Source organism: Pararhizobium sp. P1_E7 (genome assembly GCF_056405855.1).
Genome location: NZ_JBFUBH010000001.1, coordinates 135,403 through 152,155 on the forward strand (window position 1 = coordinate 135,403; position 16,753 = coordinate 152,155).

The window sequence follows — 16,753 nt, forward strand, 5'->3', positions numbered from 1 at the left end:
CGCTTTCTCAACGAAAATCCCGGCGATCGCCGGATGTCCGGTCTGCGTCTCGATAGATCAGGCGTTTGCACCCGACCAATATAGGTTGTGAAAATGGCAAAACCAGATTCAGAGCGGGTAAAAATTGGAGAATTGTTCCGGCTGCGGCGAGATGCGCATCTGTCGCGGTCCTTGACTTCAAACCAATTTGTCCTCAACTGACCCACATCCGCAAAGGCGCTTCAGCGCGTCACGATCAGTCGAGAACACCCATTTGACCGTCCATTCTTCCGTGAGCGAGATCCTTCTTTCAAAGATCGCCGGCCATAGCGCCCATGCCGGCGTCATCGGGCTCGGCTATGTCGGCCTGCCCCTTGCGATCACCGCTGCCCGCAATGGTTTTACCGTGACCGGGTTCGATATCGACCCGCTCAAGATCGTCGCTATCGATGCCGGGCACTCCTATATCGAGGCGGTTCCGGATGCGGTTCTGGCGACGGAGACGGCGGAAGGCCGTTTTCGCGCCACGACCGATTTCAGTCAGCTCGGCGCCTGCGATATTATCGTCATCTGCGTCCCGACACCACTGACGAAGCACCGCGATCCGGACCTTTCGTTCATCACCCGCACCTGTGACCGCATCGCCGAGACCCTGAAGCCCGGGCAGCTGATCGTGCTGGAATCGACCACCTATCCCGGCACGACGGATGAGGTTGTTCGGCCGATCCTTGAAAAGACCGGCTTGAAATCGGCGCAGGATTTCTTCCTTGGCTTCTCGCCGGAGCGTGAAGATCCGGGCAACCGCGATTTCCACACGTCGAGCATCCCGAAGGTCGTCGCCGGTGACGGCGATGCGGCCTTGGACCTGATGAAGGCCTTTTACGGCGCCGTCGTCCAGTCGGTCGTGCCGGTGTCTTCGCCGGCGACGGCCGAGGCGGTGAAGCTCACCGAGAACATTTTTCGTGCGGTCAACATCGCCCTCGTCAACGAGTTGAAGGTCGTCTACGAGGCAATGGGCATCGATATCTGGGAAGTCATCGATGCGGCCAAGACCAAGCCGTTCGGTTACATGCCGTTCTATCCGGGTCCGGGGCTTGGCGGCCACTGCATTCCGATCGATCCGTTCTATCTGACGTGGAAGTCACGCGAATACGAGTTGCCGACCCGCTTCATCGAGCTTGCCGGTGAAATCAATTCGGCCATGCCGCGGCATGTGGCCGGACGGCTTGCCGAAGCGCTGGATATCCACCATGGCAAGGCGCTCAGCCGGTCGAAGGTCCTCGTGATCGGTCTCGCCTACAAGAAGAATGTGCCGGATATCCGTGAAAGCCCGTCGCTGAAGCTGATCGAGCTGATCGAGGAGCGGGGCGGAAGTGCCGCCTACCACGATCCGCATGTCGCAGAGATCCCGAAGACACGCGAATACATGGCGCTGAAGGGGCGGACTTCGGTGCCGTTGGACGAACAATCGGTCAAGGCGTTCGATGCCGTCCTGATCGCAACCGATCATGATGCAATCGACTATGCTGCCATTGCGCGCTGGTCGCCGCTGATCGTCGATACACGCAATGCCTTCGCCCGACGAGGGATCGAAAGCGGCGCCATTATCAAGGCGTAGCTGGCTTCAAGGCGTAGCAGTGATAGCGGGACTGGCGGACATCTGCTTCTTCATCCGGCTGGCCGCCACGGCGTAACCACCGGCGGCGCCATCGATGAAATGCATGTGATCGCGGCTGAGCGGTGTCGGCACGATGCAGGTCATCAGCGCCGAATCCTGGCGATGCAGGCCGAAGCGGCAGATGCCGGCGGCCGATGCCTCCTCAAGTCGCCGCTCGATCTGGGCAAACCTTTGCGGATCGACGTCGATGGTCATTTTCAGGCCATCGTCGAACTTGCGGAAATCGGTATTGCGGGCAACGTCCTGCCGGTAGATTTTTGGATCAAACCGGCCGAGCGTCAGGCCGAAACGAAAGAGACCGGCCATCAGCAGATACTGCGCCAGAATGAAAAGCCGGTGCGTGAACCGTTTTCCCTTGGGCGCCGTTTTGGTTTCTGCCGCAAGTCCCGCCATTGACAGGCCGATCTGCGGACCTTCAACCGCCACCGGGTGACCGTTGCGTTCTTCGGCTGCGGCGAGCGCGACGATGTCGGCGACCAGGGCCTGAAATGCGGCGATGTTTTCTGATCCCGCGGGAATGGCGATAATGGAGACGATTTCGCCATGCCGGGATTGGATGGGGTTCCATCGGCAGGAAAGGCCGGTCAGGTCCGGCCGTGCATCGGCGGGTGCCGGAGGTACGGCAAACAGGCCTTCCTTCATGCGTGCTTCCGCCCAACTCGAACCGCCACCGGCAAACATCGCGTAGGAAATATCGGGGTTGACCTGAAAACGGGCGACACGAACGGAAAGCCCTGCCGCGATGACATCGACAACGGGAACAAGAGCGGCGCGCAGCGTCAGCTGCAACTCTTCGCCGACCCAGCTTCGGACGGCCGAGAGCGCGTTCCTTGCCTTCTCCACGCCAGAGGGCGGCACGGCGACAAGTGCGCCATCGCCGCCGAAGACGAAGGGAAGGTCGTTGTTGCCGAGAGCGTTCAGGATGGCCGAGATGACGCTGGCGCCGGCCATGTTGACCGCCTTGTAGCGGCCGGCCTCGATCGCCCCGGTCGAATCAACGATGTCTGCCGTTGCCAGCGCCCAGTCGGCCGGCAATGCGCGATAGTTGTCGCTATTGGCAACGCCGGCGAATTCGACGAAGACCGGAAGCGCGCTGAAGAATGTTTCACTGGAAAGCTGGCCCATGCTTGGAGGCTAACATATTCGCGCCGGGCAGGCGAAGTGGTTTGACAACCGGCCGCTGGAAAAACCTGGCGGGAACAGGTTCATCGCTCTCCACTCCTGATTGGCGTTTGGAGCAAATTTCCCGCTCTTGCGGTCGACCCGTTGCCAAGTCTCGTGTTAAGCGATGCAACCGGCATGATTTGAATGAATGAATGGATGGAAATAGATGAGTCGCCTTGATGGTTTTATCTCCCGCATGCACTCCCAGCGTGCTGTTCTCAACCATATCAAGGAGGCCTCGATGATCGCGCCAGATGGCGTGATCCTGGAAATAGGGCTCGGCAACGGCCGAACCTACGACCATATCCGCGAACTGTTTCCAAACAACCGGATCATCGTTTTCGACCGGGCTATCGGTTCGCATCCTGATTCGACGCCGCCGGAAGCGGACCTTATCCTGGGTGACATCCAGGAAACGATTGCGCAGTTTTCCGGCAGGGGCATCGCGTTTGCGCATGCCGATATCGGCACGGCCTATCCGGAAAAGGATGCCAAGACGCTGACCTGGCTGCCGCAGTCCATCGCCGCAGCCCTGAAGAGCGGTGGCATCGCCGCAAGCGGGCTGCCGCTTGCCCATCCCGAACTCGAGCCTCTTCCGCTGCCTGCCGGTGCCGATCCCGGGCGGACCTATTTCTACCGGAAACGCTGACCGGCGACGGTTCAGGGCAGGAAGAGGACGTCGAACTGGTCCTGCGCGATGGGCAGGGCTGTGACCTTCATATCCACCTGGCTGTCCTCGTAAAAGACGATGCAGTTTTCATAGAATCCGGCCAGATAATCGACGAATGCCCTCGATCCGGCCGGTCCGTAGAAGACCGGGGAAAACTCCATGTAGAACGGCACGCGACGGGCGAGGAGCGGCCGCATGGATTTGGCTGCGACCGGCTCATACCCTTCGATATCCATCCACACCAGCCCGATGTCATCAGCTGCGACGCCTGCTTCGGTGAGCATGGTAGTGACCGGCTTTACCGGAACCTTGATCTCGATATCCCGTTCGCTCTGGCGCAGGGCGCTGCTCTTGCCGTGATTATCCCGGTGCAGGAAGAAATCGAGCGTGCCTTCGCTCTCTCCCGCGGCGGTGTTGATCGCGGTGATCTCATCGTTCAGATCGTTCTGGCCGATATTGGTTTTGAGAAGCTTGAAGTTGCGCGGATCCGGCTCCACCGTGACGATGTGGCGGAAAGCCTTGCTGAGCGCGAAATAGAGGGTCTGCGTGCCGATATTGCCGCCGAGCTCCAGCAGGATTTTTCCCGGTTGCAGCAGAGCCCTTTGCCGTAGCACGGACAGGAGCCGCTCGACATTCTCGCGTTCGAAATGGCCTTTGCGATAGATCTTGCGGCCAATGTAATCATGCGGGGAGAAGGTCATCAGATGGTCGCCGCAATCAGCGGTCATCGACAGGATTTTCGGGCTGACGGCGTTGACGAGCATTTCGCGGCCAGTCGGTGTGGCGAGAAACCGCTTTGCCAGTCGATTGCGCCATTTGCGCAGCCGGCGCGTCCAGGATTTCATCGCTTGCATGCCGTGTCCGTCTCCATCGTGTCTTGATCCTGTTCAACACGAGATTGAGCGGGAAATGAAGACGTTTCTGCGAAAACGCCATCAGGCGCGATGGAAACCGAGATGACCTTCCTGACTAGACCCCCTGCGTCACCAGGAACGCCTTCATCCGCTCCACTGCCAGGTCCGGCATGTCCAGCACATTGGCCTTGTCGGCCAGGCGGAAGATATCGGCATAGTGCAGCATGCCGCGGGCCGATTGCATGCCGGCCGGCATGGTGAAGTGCTTCTGGTGGCCGTTCAGCCAGGCAAGGAAAACGACACCCGCCTTGTAATATTGCGTCGGCGCCTCGAAGATTTTTCGCGACAGGGGGACGGTCGGCTCGATCACCGCGCGGAAGGTGGCGACATCGCCGGCGGCGAGCGACGCCAGCGCCTTTGAGGCGGACGGCGCAACGGCGTCGAAGATACCGAGCAGGGCGTGGCTGTATTTCTGTCCGTCGCCTTCGATCAGTTCGGCATAATTGAAATCGTCGCCGGTGAAGCAGAGCACGCCGTCCGGCAACCGGTTGCGCAGCGCCACTTCACAGGCATTGTCGAGCAGCGAGATCTTGATGCCTTCGACCTTGTCCCTGTTGTCCGCGATGATCGATAGAACGGTGTCGAGCGCCGTGTCGAAATCTTCCGAACCCCAATAGCCCTTCAGCTGCGGATCGAACATGTCGCCGAGCCAATGCAGCACGACCTTGTCTTCGGTCTGCGACAGGATACGGCCATAGACTTTCCGGTAATCATCCGGCGAAGTGGCAATGCGGGCAAGCGCCCGGCTGGCCATCATGATCGACCGGCCGCCTTCCTTTTCGACGAAACCGATCTGCGTTTCATAGGCGCCGATCACGTCGTCGAGCGAGCGCGTGTCGGCGGGCGAAAGATGGTCGGTCCCGGCGCCACAGGCGAGATCGGCATCTGGCACGGACCGCGCCTCAGTCAGCGACCGGCGGATCAGTTCCTGGGCGCCCGTCCAATCCAGCCCCATGCCGCGCTGCGACGTGTCCATCGCCTCGGCGATCCGAAAACCCAGCGCCCAGAGATGGTGGCGGAACGCCATCGTCCGCTCCCAATCAATCGCGGGGCGGCCCCACGGGTTGAGATCGCGCAGCGGATCGGAGACGACGTGTGCTGCTGCATAGGCGATACGGTTGAAAGCGGGGGCTGCTGGCGGCCGTGAGATCGGCGTCCCGGTCAGGCGGTAGATCTCAAGCGAACCGTCGGCGCGCGGCAGCGGCAGGGTGGCGGACATGCGGGCTCCTCCTTGGGTATTGCAAGCCGAATAATTTAGATCGTTCCAAATTTCAAGAGGAAATTTGTTTGAGGCGATGGTATCGAACTGCGTCCGTTAGGCGGGATTGTGGGTTTCGGTGTGCCATACATCACGCGCCTGAGCGTGCAAACTTCGCATATTATATATTAAATTCAATATTATGTGCAGTGTCATCCTCTTTCGGTCGATCCGGTTGTTCATGCCCACCTGTGGATCGGCCCTGTTTTTGCGAAATCCACTTGACAAAATTGGAACGTTCCAATTATCTTGCGGCAAGTGCTGAGGCAATCAGCCTTAACTGGGAGGGAAATGTGGCTAAGGACCGGGTGACAGTTATCGATATTGCGCGCGCCGCCGGTGTGTCGAAGTCGACTGTGTCGCTGGTGCTGCAGGCGAGCCCGCTGGTCAACGAAGTGACCCGCGCCAAGGTCAATACAGTCATTCGTGATCTCGGCTACGTCTATAACCGGGGTGCGGCCAACCTGCGCCAGTCCAATTCCAAATCGAAAATCATCGGCATCGTCGTCAACGACCTGACCAACAGCTTTTTTGCCGAGCTTGCCGTCGGTGTCGACATGGTCGTGCAATCGGCCGGCTACGTGCAGTTCCTTGCCAATACCGCCGAAAGTGTTGATCGCCAGCGCGAGGTCATCGCCTCGATGCGCGAGCATGGCATTTCAGGTCTGATCCTGTCGCCGGCGCGCGGTACCGATGCGGCCGATCTGAAGTCGCTGGTGGCAAGCGGCATTCCGGTCGTCAATGTTGTCCGGCAAGTCTCCGGCGCCAAGGTTTCGTCGCTGGTATCGGACAATCATGCCGGCATGCGCGATGCGGTCCGCCATCTGGTTGGGCTTGGCCATCACCGCATCGCCTTTCTCGGCGGCTTTCCCGATACGGCTGTTTTCAATGAGCGGCTGCAGGGCTATCGCGACGCATTGTCGGACGTGGACCTCGCCGTTCACGACGAGCTGGTCGTCAGTTCTGCGCCATCGCGGGCAGGGGGCGTTGCCGCCATCGAGCGGGCGCTGCTCTTGCGCGAACGGCCGACGGCTGCTGTTTGCTTCAACGATGCGGTCGCTTTCGGCGTTTGCGACGGTTTGCGCGCCCATCGTCTCGATCCGGGCGACGATTTTGCCGTGATCGGCTTTGACGACGTGATCGAGGCGCAGACGGCGGTGCCGGCGCTGACGACGATTTCGGTCGATCCGCAGGGCATGGGGCGCCGGGCCGCGCAGCTTCTCTTGAAACAGATCAATGCCGGACGGGCAGACGCCGAAGCGATCGTCAGTTCGGTGCGGCTGGTTGTGCGCCAAAGCTGTGGTGCCGCCATCGACAAGCGGGAAAGGCTATCCTTGTTATGACACGTTGGGGTTTGATCGGGGCGAGCACGATTGCCCATGAATGGGTGATCGATGCGATCCGCGCCGCCGGCGGCGAGATCGTTTCGGTGATGAGCAGCAGTGCCGAGCGCGGTGCCAAATATGCCAGCGACCACGGTATTGCAAAATCGGTGACCAGCGTTGCCGCGCTTGTCGGCGATCCCGACGTTCAGGCCGTCTATATTTCCACCACGAATGAGCTGCATCGCGACCAGGCGCTTGCCGCGGCCAAGGCCGGCAAGCATATTCTGTGCGAAAAGCCGCTGGCAATGTCGCTTGAAGATGCTCATGCCATGATCAAGGCGGCGCGCGATGCCGGCGTGGTCATGGCCACCAATCACCATTTGCGCGGGGCTGCCACCCACCGGGCGATGCGCGATGCGATTGCGGCCGGCAAGATCGGCAAGCCGCTGGCGGCGCGCGTCTTTCACGCGGTCTATCTGCCGCCGCATCTGCAGGGCTGGCGTCTTGACCGGCCGGAAGCGGGCGGTGGCGTCATTCTCGATATTACCGTGCATGACACCGATGCACTGCGCTTCGTGCTTGGCGATGACCCGGTCGAGGCGGTGGCGCTTGGCCAATATGGCGGCATGGCGAAAGCCGGGCTCGAAGACGCGGTCATGGGCGTTCTGCGTTTCAAGTCGGGCCTGATCGCCCAGTTTCATGACGGCTTCACTACGAAATATGCCGAGACGGGTTTCGAGGTGCATGGTTCGGACGGATCGCTGGTCGGCCGCAACTGCATGAGTCAGAAACCAGCCGGCACCGTGACGCTGCGCAATGCCGATGGCGAGACGGAATTGCCGCTCGACCACCGCAATCTCTACGAAAATACGCTGCTTGCATTCGATGACGCCATTGCGGGCCGCGGCAGGCCGCTCTGCAGCGGCGAGGACGGCATCTGGTCGCTGGCCACGGGGCTTGCGGTGATGACATCGGCGCAGACCGGCGGCGCGGCCGCAATTGAAACGGGACTTTGAGAGCATTTCCATGAGCAAGCATATCACCCCGGCCGAGGCGGCCTCTTTGATCCCCGATGGAGCGACCGTATCCGTGTCGTCGTCGAGTGGACTTGGCTGCCCGGACCTGATGCTGAAGGCCATTGGCGAGCGCTTTGATGCGACCGGCCACCCGCGCGATCTGACCACGCTGCATCCGATCGCCGCCGGCGATATGAGCGGCATCAAGGGTGTCGATTACATCGCCAAAAAGGGGCTTTTGAAAAAGATCATTGGCGGTTCCTATCCCTCCGGCCCATCGACGTCGGAGCCACCGCTGATCTGGCAGATGATCGGCAACAACGAGGTTGCCGCCTACAACATCCCGTCCGGAGTACTGTTCGACATGCACCGCGAGGCGGCCGCAAAGCGTCCGGGCGTGCTCACCAAGATCGGTCTCGATACCTTTGTCGATCCCTCGCGCCAGGGCTGCGCCATGAATGCGTCGGCCGCGGCCGAGCCGGTTGTCAGGAAGATGGAGTTCGAGGGCGAGGACTGGCTGTATTTCAAGGCGATCGTGCCGCAGGTGGCGATCATCCGGGCGACGACTGCCGACGAGCGTGGCAACCTGACCTATGAGCATGAGGGTGCCTATCTCGGCGGGCTCGACCAGGCGCTGGCCGCCCGCAACAATGGCGGCATTGTCATTGCGCAGGTCAAGCGCATCACCAAGTCGGGATCGCTCAAACCCCACGACGTTCGCGTGCCGGGCATGCTGGTGGATTACGTGATCGTCGATCCGGATCAGAAACAGACAACGCTGACGGATTACGATCCAGCCATTTCAGGCGAAATCTTCCGGCCGCTCGACAGTTTTCGCGTCCCGGAATTCAACATTCAGAAGGTCATCGCCCGCCGCGTCGCGCAGGAGCTTCAGGGTGGTTCCTGTGTCAATCTCGGCTTCGGCATCTCGGCCAACGTGCCGCGTATCCTGCTCGAAGAGGGACTGCACGGCTCGGTCACCTGGGTCATCGAGCAGGGTGCCGTCGGTGGTGTGCCGTTGCTCGATTTTGCCTTCGGCTGCGCCTCGAATGCCGACGCCTTCATGCCGTCGCCCTATCAGTTCACCTATTTTCAGGGTGCCGGCTTCGACGCCTCGCTTCTGTCCTTCCTTGAGATCGACAAGTCCGGCTCGGTCAACGTCTCCAAATTGTCCTTCCGGCCGCATGTGACGGCGGGGGCAGGCGGCTTCGTTGATATCACTGCGCGGGCAAAGAAGATCGTCTTTTCCGGCATGTTCAATGCCGGCGCCAAGCTCTCCATGGCCGATAGCAAGCTGGTGATCGAGAAAGAGGGCAAGCTGAAGAAGCTGGTCAACGAGGTCGAGCACGTCACCTTCTCCGGCCGCCGCGCCGTCGAGCAGGGTCAGGACATCACCTATGTCACAGAGCGCTGCGTGATGAAGCTGACGCCGCAGGGCATCATGCTGACCGAGATAGCGCCCGGTGTCGATCTGCAGACGCATATTCTCGACCAGTCGGAATTTCCGCTGATCGTTTCCGATAGGCTGAAGGTCATGGACGCAGCCCTGTTCCATGAAGCGCCGATCGGCCTGACGCTGCCGGAAAAACCGATCCGGACGCTGGAAGGAGCTTCGCATGGTTGACGAGCGAATCCGTATCGAGGTCGACGGAGCGGTTGCCATCCTGACGGTTGCGCGGCCGGAAAAGTTGAACGCTTTCGATATCGACATGCTGAAGGCGCTGTCGGTTGCCTGCGATACGGTCGAAGCGGATGCCAGCGTGCGTGTCGTTATTCTAACCGGCGAGGGCAAGGCCTTTTCCGCCGGTGGCGACATCAAGGCCTGGGCGACAATGAGCCCGAACGAATTCGGCCATCAATGGGTGCGCTTCGGCCACCGGGTGTTCGAGCGGTTGGCGACTTTGCGCATGCCGGTGATCGCCGCGATCAATGGCCATACGCTCGGCGGCGGGCTGGAGCTGGCGGCGGCTGCGGATATCCGCATTGCGGAAACGCAGGTGAAGATCGGCCTGCCGGAAACGAGCCTCGGCATGGTGCCGGGCTGGTCGGGCACGCAGCGGCTGGTCACGCGGTTTGGCGCGCAGGCCGTGCGCCGGATGGTGCTCGGCGGCGAGACGTTTATGGCAGAAGAGGCGAGGGCGCTGGGGCTGGTCGACGCCGTGGTGGCAACCGGAACGGTGCTGGACGCAGCGAAGGTTTATGCGCGCCGTATTGCCCAGCGCGGCCCGGCAGCGCTGGAGATCTGCAAGCTGATGATCGCGTCCGCCAATGGTGAAGACAATGGAACCGCCGTCGAGGCGCTGGGCTCGATCCTGGCGGCCAAGACCGGCGACATGAAGGAGGGCGTTGCGGCTTTTGCCGGAAAGCGCCCCGCGGAATTCAAGGGAGAATGGTAATGACGGTTCTGGTGAAGCCCAAGGCTTTGACTGAGACAAGGGTGCGCGACTTCCAGATGCTGATCGACGGCAAATGGGGGGATGCATCCGAGGGCAGGACGCTGGAGCGCGTGGCCCCCGGCCATGACGTCACGGTCAGCCGCTACCCGGCCGCGACGAAAGCCGATACCGAGCGGGCGATTGCCGCTGCGCGCAGGGCGTTTGACGACGGCCCCTGGCCGCGCATGACGGCATCGGAGCGTTCGCTGGTCCTTCTGAGAGCTGCCGACATGATTGCGGCGCGCGCCGATGAGCTGGCCTATCTCGACTGCATCGAATCCGGCAAGCCGATCAGCCAGGCCAAGGGCGAACTCGGCGGTGCCGCCGACATATGGCGCTATGCCGCAGCCCTTGCCCGCGACCTGCATGGCGAAAGCTACAATACGCTCGGTGACGGCACGCTTGGCGTCGTCCTGCGCGAAGCGATCGGCGTCGTCTCGATCATCACGCCGTGGAATTTTCCGTTCCTGATCGTCAGCCAGAAGCTGCCATTCGCGCTGGCCGCCGGTTGCACCGCGGTGGTCAAGCCGTCCGAGTTGACGTCCGGCTCGACGCTGGTTCTCGGTGAAATTCTCGAAGCGGCGGGTGTTCCGGCCGGCGTCGTCAATATCATCACCGGTACCGGCCCGGTTGCCGGCGCGGTCATGACCTCGCACCCGGATGTCGACATGGTCTCGTTCACGGGCTCGACCGGGGTCGGCAAACTGACCATGACCAATGCGGCGCAAACCTTGAAGAAGGTATCGCTGGAACTCGGCGGCAAGAACCCGCAGATCGTGTTTCCGGACGCCAATCTCGACGATTTCATCGATGCGGCGGTCTTCGGCGCCTATTTCAACGCCGGCGAATGCTGCAATGCCGGCTCGCGGCTGATCGTCCATCGCGACATCGCCGATGAAGTCGTTCGCCGTGTGGCCGAGCTTTCGGCCAAGGTCAAGGTCGGCGATCCGCTCGATCCTGAAACGCAGGTTGGCGCGATCATCACGCCGCAGCATCTGGAAAAGATCGTCGGCTATGTCTCGGCTGCCTCCAGCAACGGCGCAACAGTGTCGCATGGCGGTTCCTCGCTCGATCTCGGCTCCGGCCAGTTCATGTCGCCGACCATTCTTTCGGCTGTGACACCCGATATGGCGGTGGCCCGCGAAGAAGTTTTCGGCCCGGTGCTTTCGGTTCTCAGTTTCGAAACGGCCGAGGAAGCGATCAAGATTGCAAACTCCATCGACTATGGCCTGTCGGCCGGCGTCTGGAGCCGCGATTTCGATACCTGCCTGACCGTCGGCCGCAAGGTGCGGGCCGGAACGGTCTGGATGAACACTTTCATGGATGGCGCATCGGAGCTTCCGTTCGGCGGCTATCGCCAGTCCGGCCTTGGCCGCGAACTCGGCCGCCATGCGGTGGAAGACTATACCGAAACCAAGACGCTCAACATGCATATCGGCGGCCGGACGGCCATGTGGATGCCGCGTTCGTAAAGCGATTTGGTCTGTGGCGATGAGGGGAAAGGAGGGCGTGATGAGACTGAATTTAGATTTTGAGCAGGGCGCCAATCCTTCCTCCGTCATCCTCGCCCTTGAGGCGGGGATCCAGCCACGGCGCGTCTGCGCCGTGAATGGCTACTCTATCGCAAGGCTGTCTTCTGCGCCCAAGGACCTGGGCGCGCTGGATCCCTGTGACGAGCACAGGGATGACGGAGCAAAACAAAAGCCTGACGGTTCAGAGAAGCACCCTGTGACAATGGGATACACCTCACGCCGCCGTAAAACTGATTTGCGGCTTGAGCAGCACCTGCATTCCGGTCGCCTCGTCGCCGGCGATGCGGGCGAGAAGCACGCGGCCCATCTGTTCGCCGGTGTCGGTCAGGTCCTCGTAGATCGTCTCGACCTTCGGCTGGATCTGGCTGAGCAGTTTCGAGGTCCGCTTGGCGACGATGTCATATTCGAGCCCGAGCGTCAGACCGTGGTCGCTCATGCCGGTGATGGTTGCGAGCGCCGAGACCTCACCGCCGCAGGCAAAACCGTCGGGGGCGCCGGGCTGACCGGCGCGCCGGCTCATGTAGTCGCGAATCTCCTCGACGGGACAGTCGAGGTCGATTTCGTCGGGGATTTCGTAGGCGACACCGGCTTCTCTCACCGCGGTCATGAAGCCGTGCATAAGGTGCTGCGAGAAGGTCATGCGCTTGGGCGGCAGGATGATCATCGGTTTGCGGCGGCCGCGGGCGATCAGCCGTTTGGTGGCCTCATAGGCGAACGAGAAATTGTCGTAGTCGACATAGGGATGCGGGGTGGTGAACTCGGTCCTGCCGTGCGTGACGAACGGAAACCCGTTCTCAAGCAGCAGCCGCACGCGCGGATCGAAGGGCTCGGTGCGCGAGAAGATCAGACCGTCGGCCATGCCGTTGCGCACGATATGGCGCACGGCATCGATGTTGGCGCCGTCAATGAAGTTCGGCATGACGATCAGATGGTAGGAGGTATCTTGCAGCGCCCTGGCAAGCCCGTGCATCAGCGAAAAGCCGTAGCCGAGGATTTCTTCATGCGGATCGAGCAGGACGCAGATGACATTGGTGCGGCCGGTCTTCAGCCGCTGGGCGGCGCGATCCGGCAGATAACCGATCTCGGCCGCGACCTCGTGGACGCGCTTGCGGGTCTCGGCCGAAATCTGCGGGGCGTTGCCCAGCGCGCGCGACACCGTAGTCACGGCAAAGCCTGTCAGATCGGCGATGGTGCGCAGGGTTGGCTTGCTGCTTTTCGGCTTGGTGCCGGTGGTGGAAGATTTGGGAGTGTCAGCCAATGAAATACTCCCTTGAGGCGACGACAAGGCGCTTTTGTAACGTCAGACGCACGCATGCGCAATGTGTTTGTGCAAACGTTTTAAATCGAAAACCTTGGCAACTATTTGCTGCAGTGCGGAATCGCTGAAACGTCTTATAAGCGTCCAAATTCAGCATGTTAAGTCTATTGCTTGGCAGAAAGCGTGCGGTGCTTGACTTGACAGAGTTTATAACGTTTTAAATGTGCCAGCGGTGGAGACCGCAGACCAATTGCTTCCGCGTTTAAACGGGGATGGCATTCAACGGCGGGGAGGAGTTTCTCGCTACACGACTTGCAAATGGGAGGATTACGATGCGCAAGTTTATGACGACCACAGCAATTGCAGCATTGATGATGACGGGCAGCGCGGTCATGGGCGGTACTGCCGCACATGCTGCTGAAAGCGTCGAAGTTCTGCATTGGTGGACATCCGGCGGCGAAGCGGCTGCTCTGGACGTCCTGAAGAAGGATCTGGAGAGCAAGGGCATCTCCTGGACCGATATGCCGGTTGCCGGCGGTGGCGGTACGGAAGCCATGACGGTGCTGCGCGCTCGCGTCACTGCGGGCAATGCTCCGACAGCTGTTCAGATGCTCGGCTTCGACATTCTCGACTGGGCCAAGGAAGGCTCGCTCGGCAATCTCGATGAAATTGCCGGCAAGGAAGGCTGGGACAAAGTTATCCCGGCGGCCCTGCAGAAATTCTCCAAGTATGACGGCCACTGGATCGCTGCTCCGGTCAACGTCCACTCCACCAACTGGATGTGGATCAACAAGGCAGCACTCGACAAGGCCGGCGGCAAGGAGCCGCAGAACTGGGACGAGCTGATCGCCCTGCTCGACAACTTCAAGGCACAGGGCATCACCCCGATTGCTGCCGGCGGCCAGCCGTGGCAGGACGCGACACTGTTTGACGCTGTCGTCCTTTCGCTCGGCACCGATTTTTACAAGGCAGCTTTCATCGATCTCGATCCGGCAGCTCTCGGCGGCGACAAGATGAAGGAAGCCTTCAGCCGCATGACCAAGCTGCGCTCCTATGTGGACGACAACTTCTCCGGCCGCGACTGGAACCTCGCCTCCGCCATGGTCATCGAAGGCAAGGCCGGCGTGCAGTTCATGGGCGACTGGGCAAAGGGCGAGTTCGTCAAGGCCAAGAAGGTGCCCGGCACCGACTTCGTCTGCATGCGCTACCCGGAAACGCAGGGCTCCGTGACCTTCAACTCCGACCAGTTCGCGATGTTCAAGGTCGCCGCCGACAAGGTGCCGGCTCAGATGCAGATGGCCTCGGCCATTGAAAGCCCGACCTTCCAGTCGGCCTTCAACGTGGTCAAGGGCTCGGCCCCGGCCCGCACCGACGTGCCGAACGACGCGTTTGACGCTTGCGGCAAGAAGGCAATCGCCGATCTCGCCGATGCTGACAAGAACGGCAAGCTGTTCGGTTCCATGGCGCATGGCCATGCCAACCCGGCTGCTGTCAAGAACGCGATCTATGACGTCGTGACGCGCGAATTCAACGGTGAACTCACCGCTGACGAAGCCGTCAAGGAACTGCCGGCCGCTGTAGCTGCTGCGCAGTAATCGGTCTGCAAACAATGCCCCTCATCCGCCCTTCGGGCACCTTCTCCCCGCGGGCGGGGAGAAGGACCAGGCGGGAACCTCTGCAATCCCCTCTGCCCGCTTGCGGGGAGAGGGCTAGGGTGAGGGGCATTTTGCTTTATTCAATTCACATACAACGGTGGTGTTCACTATGGATAGCCGAAGCCGGCTGCAGGACATTGTGCCAAAACTGGTACTTGCCCCAAGCTTTCTGATCGTCATTGTCTTCGTATATGGCTTCATCGCCTATACCGGCTATCTGTCGGTCACCGACAGCAAGATGCTGCCCTCCTACAATTTCGTGGGCTTAAGCAATTATTCCAAGCTCTGGGCTCTGCCGCACTGGTGGCGGGCGATTTCCAATCTGGCGATCTTCGCGTCGCTTTACATCCTCATCTGCTCCGTGCTGGGGCTGGGGCTCGCCATTCTGCTGGACCAGAAGATCCGCGCGGAAGGTTTGCTCAGACCGATCTATCTTTATCCGATGGCGCTTTCCTTCATCGTCACGGGTACGGCCTGGAAATGGTTCCTCGATCCGGGCATCGGTCTTGAAAACACCATGCACCTGTGGGGCTGGGAGAGCTTCACGTTCAACTGGATCAAGGACCGCAACTACGCGATCTACTGCGTTGTCATTGCCGCCGTCTGGCAGTCGTCCGGGTTCATCATGGCGATGTTTCTTGCAGGCCTGCGCGGCGTCGACAACGAGATCATCAAGGCAGCGCAGATCGATGGTGCCTCCACGACCACGATCTATCGCCGCATCATCATTCCGCTGATGCGCCCGGTCTTTCTGTCGGCTTTCGTCGTGCTCGCCCATCTTGCCATCAAGGCCTACGACCTGATCATTGCGCTGACTGGCGGCGGGCCGGGGCAGGCGACCGAACTGCCGGCGACCTTCATGTATTCCTATACTTTCACCCGCAACCAGATGGGCATCGGCGCTTCCTCGGCGATCATCATGCTGGTGATGATCTTCTCGATCATCGTTCCCTACCTCTATTCCGAAATCAAAGGGGAGAAGCGCCAATGAGCGTCCAAAGCCCTGACAACGCCATTTCCTCAGGCCGCCTGACGCGTGCCCTGATCTATACCGTGCTGATCCTGTTTGCGGCCTATTCGCTGCTGCCGCTCTATGTGATGCTGGTCAATTCCTTCAAGCCGCTGGACGAAATCCGCCAGGGCGGCATGCTGAACCTGCCGATGACCTGGACGCTGGATCCCTGGCGCTCGGCCTGGTCGACGGCGCAGATCGGCGTGCAGCCGACGGGCCTGCGTCCCTTCTTCATCAACTCGATCCTGATGGTGGTCCCGGCAGTCGCCATTTCGACGATCGTCGGTGCGCTGAACGGTTATGTCCTGACCAAATGGCGCTTTCCGGGATCGGGCGTCTTCTTCGGCATGCTGCTTTTGTCCTGCTTCATCCCGTTCCAGATCGTGCTTATTCCGATGGCGCGCATCCTCGGTATTCTCGGACTTGCCGGATCGGTGCCGGGCCTGGTGCTGGTGCATATCATCTACGGTCTCGGCTTCACGACGCTGTACTTCCGCAACTACTACGAAGCCTTTCCGACCGAACTGGTGCGCGCCGCCCAGATCGATGGCGCCAGCTTCTTCCAGATTTTCCGGCGCATCCTTCTGCCCTCGTCGGGTCCGATCATCGTCGTCTCGGTCATCTGGCAGTTTACCAACATCTGGAACGACTTTCTGTTCGGGGCCTCGTTCTCCGGCGCCGGTTCCACGCCGATGACGGTGGCGCTCAACAATCTCGTTTCCTCCTCCACCGGGGTGAAGGAATACAACGTCCATTTCGCAGGCGCGATCCTTGCCGCCCTGCCAACGCTTGTCGTCTACATCGTTTCCGGCCGCTACTTCGTCCGTGGCCTGATGTCCGGCGCCGTAAAGGGTTAA

General features: G+C 60.7%; 14 protein-coding genes. 10 read left to right on the forward strand and 4 right to left on the reverse strand.

Going from position 1 to position 16,753, the window contains the following annotated elements:
• Window positions 1-253 precede the first annotated feature (253 nt).
• Entirely contained in the window at window positions 254-1,597 is a 1,344-nt protein-coding gene (locus tag AC1D17_RS00605) for a nucleotide sugar dehydrogenase (protein WP_477563497.1), read from the forward strand.
• 6 nt (window positions 1,598-1,603) lie between these two features.
• On the opposite strand, the gene AC1D17_RS00610 is transcribed toward AC1D17_RS00605, so the two are convergent.
• Window positions 1,604-2,782, reverse strand: a complete 1,179-nt coding sequence (locus AC1D17_RS00610) for a DUF3095 domain-containing protein (RefSeq protein WP_477563498.1) — start codon at window positions 2,780-2,782, stop codon at window positions 1,604-1,606.
• A 205-nt stretch (window positions 2,783-2,987) separates the two neighbouring features.
• Between AC1D17_RS00610 and AC1D17_RS00615 the strand changes: the two genes are divergently transcribed.
• Window positions 2,988-3,470: a class I SAM-dependent methyltransferase gene (locus AC1D17_RS00615; protein WP_477563499.1), complete on the forward strand. Its 483-nt coding sequence runs from the start codon at window positions 2,988-2,990 to the stop codon at window positions 3,468-3,470.
• A gap of 11 nt (window positions 3,471-3,481) precedes the next feature.
• Here the strand turns inward: AC1D17_RS00615 and AC1D17_RS00620 are convergent, their stop codons facing one another.
• Entirely contained in the window at window positions 3,482-4,345 is an 864-nt protein-coding gene (locus tag AC1D17_RS00620; protein WP_477563500.1) for an FkbM family methyltransferase, read from the reverse strand.
• 115 nt (window positions 4,346-4,460) lie between these two features.
• Window positions 4,461-5,624, reverse strand: a complete 1,164-nt coding sequence (locus AC1D17_RS00625; RefSeq protein WP_477563501.1) for a dihydrodipicolinate synthase family protein — start codon at window positions 5,622-5,624, stop codon at window positions 4,461-4,463.
• A 332-nt stretch (window positions 5,625-5,956) separates the two neighbouring features.
• On the opposite strand from AC1D17_RS00625, the gene AC1D17_RS00630 reads away from it, so the two are divergent.
• From AC1D17_RS00630 to AC1D17_RS00650, 5 genes are read left to right on the forward strand one after another with little or no spacing between them, the layout of a single operon-like run.
• Window positions 5,957-7,006 carry a LacI family DNA-binding transcriptional regulator gene (locus AC1D17_RS00630; RefSeq protein ID WP_477563502.1) on the forward strand — a complete coding sequence of 350 codons (1,050 nt, stop codon included), beginning with the start codon at window positions 5,957-5,959 and terminating at the stop codon, window positions 7,004-7,006.
• Window positions 7,003-8,004 (forward strand): Gfo/Idh/MocA family protein, encoded by a 1,002-nt coding sequence (locus tag AC1D17_RS00635; protein ID WP_477563503.1) that lies wholly within the window; start codon window positions 7,003-7,005, stop codon window positions 8,002-8,004. The genes AC1D17_RS00630 and AC1D17_RS00635 overlap by 4 nt, the downstream gene beginning before the upstream one ends.
• A gap of 10 nt (window positions 8,005-8,014) precedes the next feature.
• Entirely contained in the window at window positions 8,015-9,628 is a 1,614-nt protein-coding gene (locus AC1D17_RS00640) for an acyl CoA:acetate/3-ketoacid CoA transferase (RefSeq protein ID WP_477563504.1), read from the forward strand.
• Window positions 9,621-10,400: an enoyl-CoA hydratase/isomerase family protein gene (locus tag AC1D17_RS00645; RefSeq protein WP_477563505.1), complete on the forward strand. Its 780-nt coding sequence runs from the start codon at window positions 9,621-9,623 to the stop codon at window positions 10,398-10,400. The genes AC1D17_RS00640 and AC1D17_RS00645 overlap by 8 nt, the downstream gene beginning before the upstream one ends.
• Window positions 10,400-11,911: an aldehyde dehydrogenase family protein gene (locus AC1D17_RS00650; protein WP_477563506.1), complete on the forward strand. Its 1,512-nt coding sequence runs from the start codon at window positions 10,400-10,402 to the stop codon at window positions 11,909-11,911. The genes AC1D17_RS00645 and AC1D17_RS00650 overlap by 1 nt, the downstream gene beginning before the upstream one ends.
• A gap of 274 nt (window positions 11,912-12,185) precedes the next feature.
• On the opposite strand, the gene AC1D17_RS00655 is transcribed toward AC1D17_RS00650, so the two are convergent.
• On the reverse strand, window positions 12,186-13,229 hold the full coding sequence (locus AC1D17_RS00655) for a LacI family transcriptional regulator (RefSeq protein WP_477563507.1): 1,044 nt from the start codon (window positions 13,227-13,229) through the stop codon (window positions 12,186-12,188).
• 371 nt (window positions 13,230-13,600) lie between these two features.
• On the opposite strand from AC1D17_RS00655, the gene AC1D17_RS00660 reads away from it, so the two are divergent.
• The 3 genes from AC1D17_RS00660 (at window position 13,601) to AC1D17_RS00670 (ending at window position 16,753) form a co-directional block, all read left to right on the forward strand.
• Window positions 13,601-14,824, forward strand: coding sequence for an ABC transporter substrate-binding protein (locus AC1D17_RS00660; protein ID WP_477563841.1), 1,224 nt, complete (start codon window positions 13,601-13,603; stop codon window positions 14,822-14,824).
• Window positions 14,825-14,993: 169 nt separating this feature from the next.
• A complete protein-coding gene (locus AC1D17_RS00665; RefSeq protein WP_477563508.1) occupies window positions 14,994-15,875 on the forward strand; it encodes a carbohydrate ABC transporter permease in 882 nt (293 codons plus the stop codon).
• Complete coding sequence (locus AC1D17_RS00670) at window positions 15,872-16,753, forward strand: carbohydrate ABC transporter permease (protein WP_477563509.1); 882 nt, start codon at window positions 15,872-15,874, stop codon at window positions 16,751-16,753. Before AC1D17_RS00665 ends, AC1D17_RS00670 begins: the two co-directional genes overlap by 4 nt.

Bases quoted from the DNA above. Each gene is read 5' to 3' on its own strand.
- AC1D17_RS00610 (WP_477563498.1), bottom strand. From the start codon at position 2,782: ATGGGCCAGCTTTCCAGTGAAACATTCTTCAGCGCGCTTCCGGTCTTC.
- AC1D17_RS00620 (WP_477563500.1), bottom strand. From the start codon at position 4,345: ATGCAAGCGATGAAATCCTGGACGCGCCGGCTGCGCAAATGGCGCAAT.
- AC1D17_RS00615 (WP_477563499.1), top strand. From the start codon at position 2,988: ATGAGTCGCCTTGATGGTTTTATCTCCCGCATGCACTCCCAGCGTGCT.
- AC1D17_RS00660 (WP_477563841.1), top strand. From the start codon at position 13,601: ATGATGACGGGCAGCGCGGTCATGGGCGGTACTGCCGCACATGCTGCT.
- AC1D17_RS00670 (WP_477563509.1), top strand. From the start codon at position 15,872: ATGAGCGTCCAAAGCCCTGACAACGCCATTTCCTCAGGCCGCCTGACG.
- AC1D17_RS00625 (WP_477563501.1), bottom strand. From the start codon at position 5,624: ATGTCCGCCACCCTGCCGCTGCCGCGCGCCGACGGTTCGCTTGAGATC.
- AC1D17_RS00635 (WP_477563503.1), top strand. From the start codon at position 7,003: ATGACACGTTGGGGTTTGATCGGGGCGAGCACGATTGCCCATGAATGG.
- AC1D17_RS00640 (WP_477563504.1), top strand. From the start codon at position 8,015: ATGAGCAAGCATATCACCCCGGCCGAGGCGGCCTCTTTGATCCCCGAT.
- AC1D17_RS00650 (WP_477563506.1), top strand. From the start codon at position 10,400: ATGACGGTTCTGGTGAAGCCCAAGGCTTTGACTGAGACAAGGGTGCGC.
- AC1D17_RS00645 (WP_477563505.1), top strand. From the start codon at position 9,621: ATGGTTGACGAGCGAATCCGTATCGAGGTCGACGGAGCGGTTGCCATC.
- AC1D17_RS00665 (WP_477563508.1), top strand. From the start codon at position 14,994: ATGGATAGCCGAAGCCGGCTGCAGGACATTGTGCCAAAACTGGTACTT.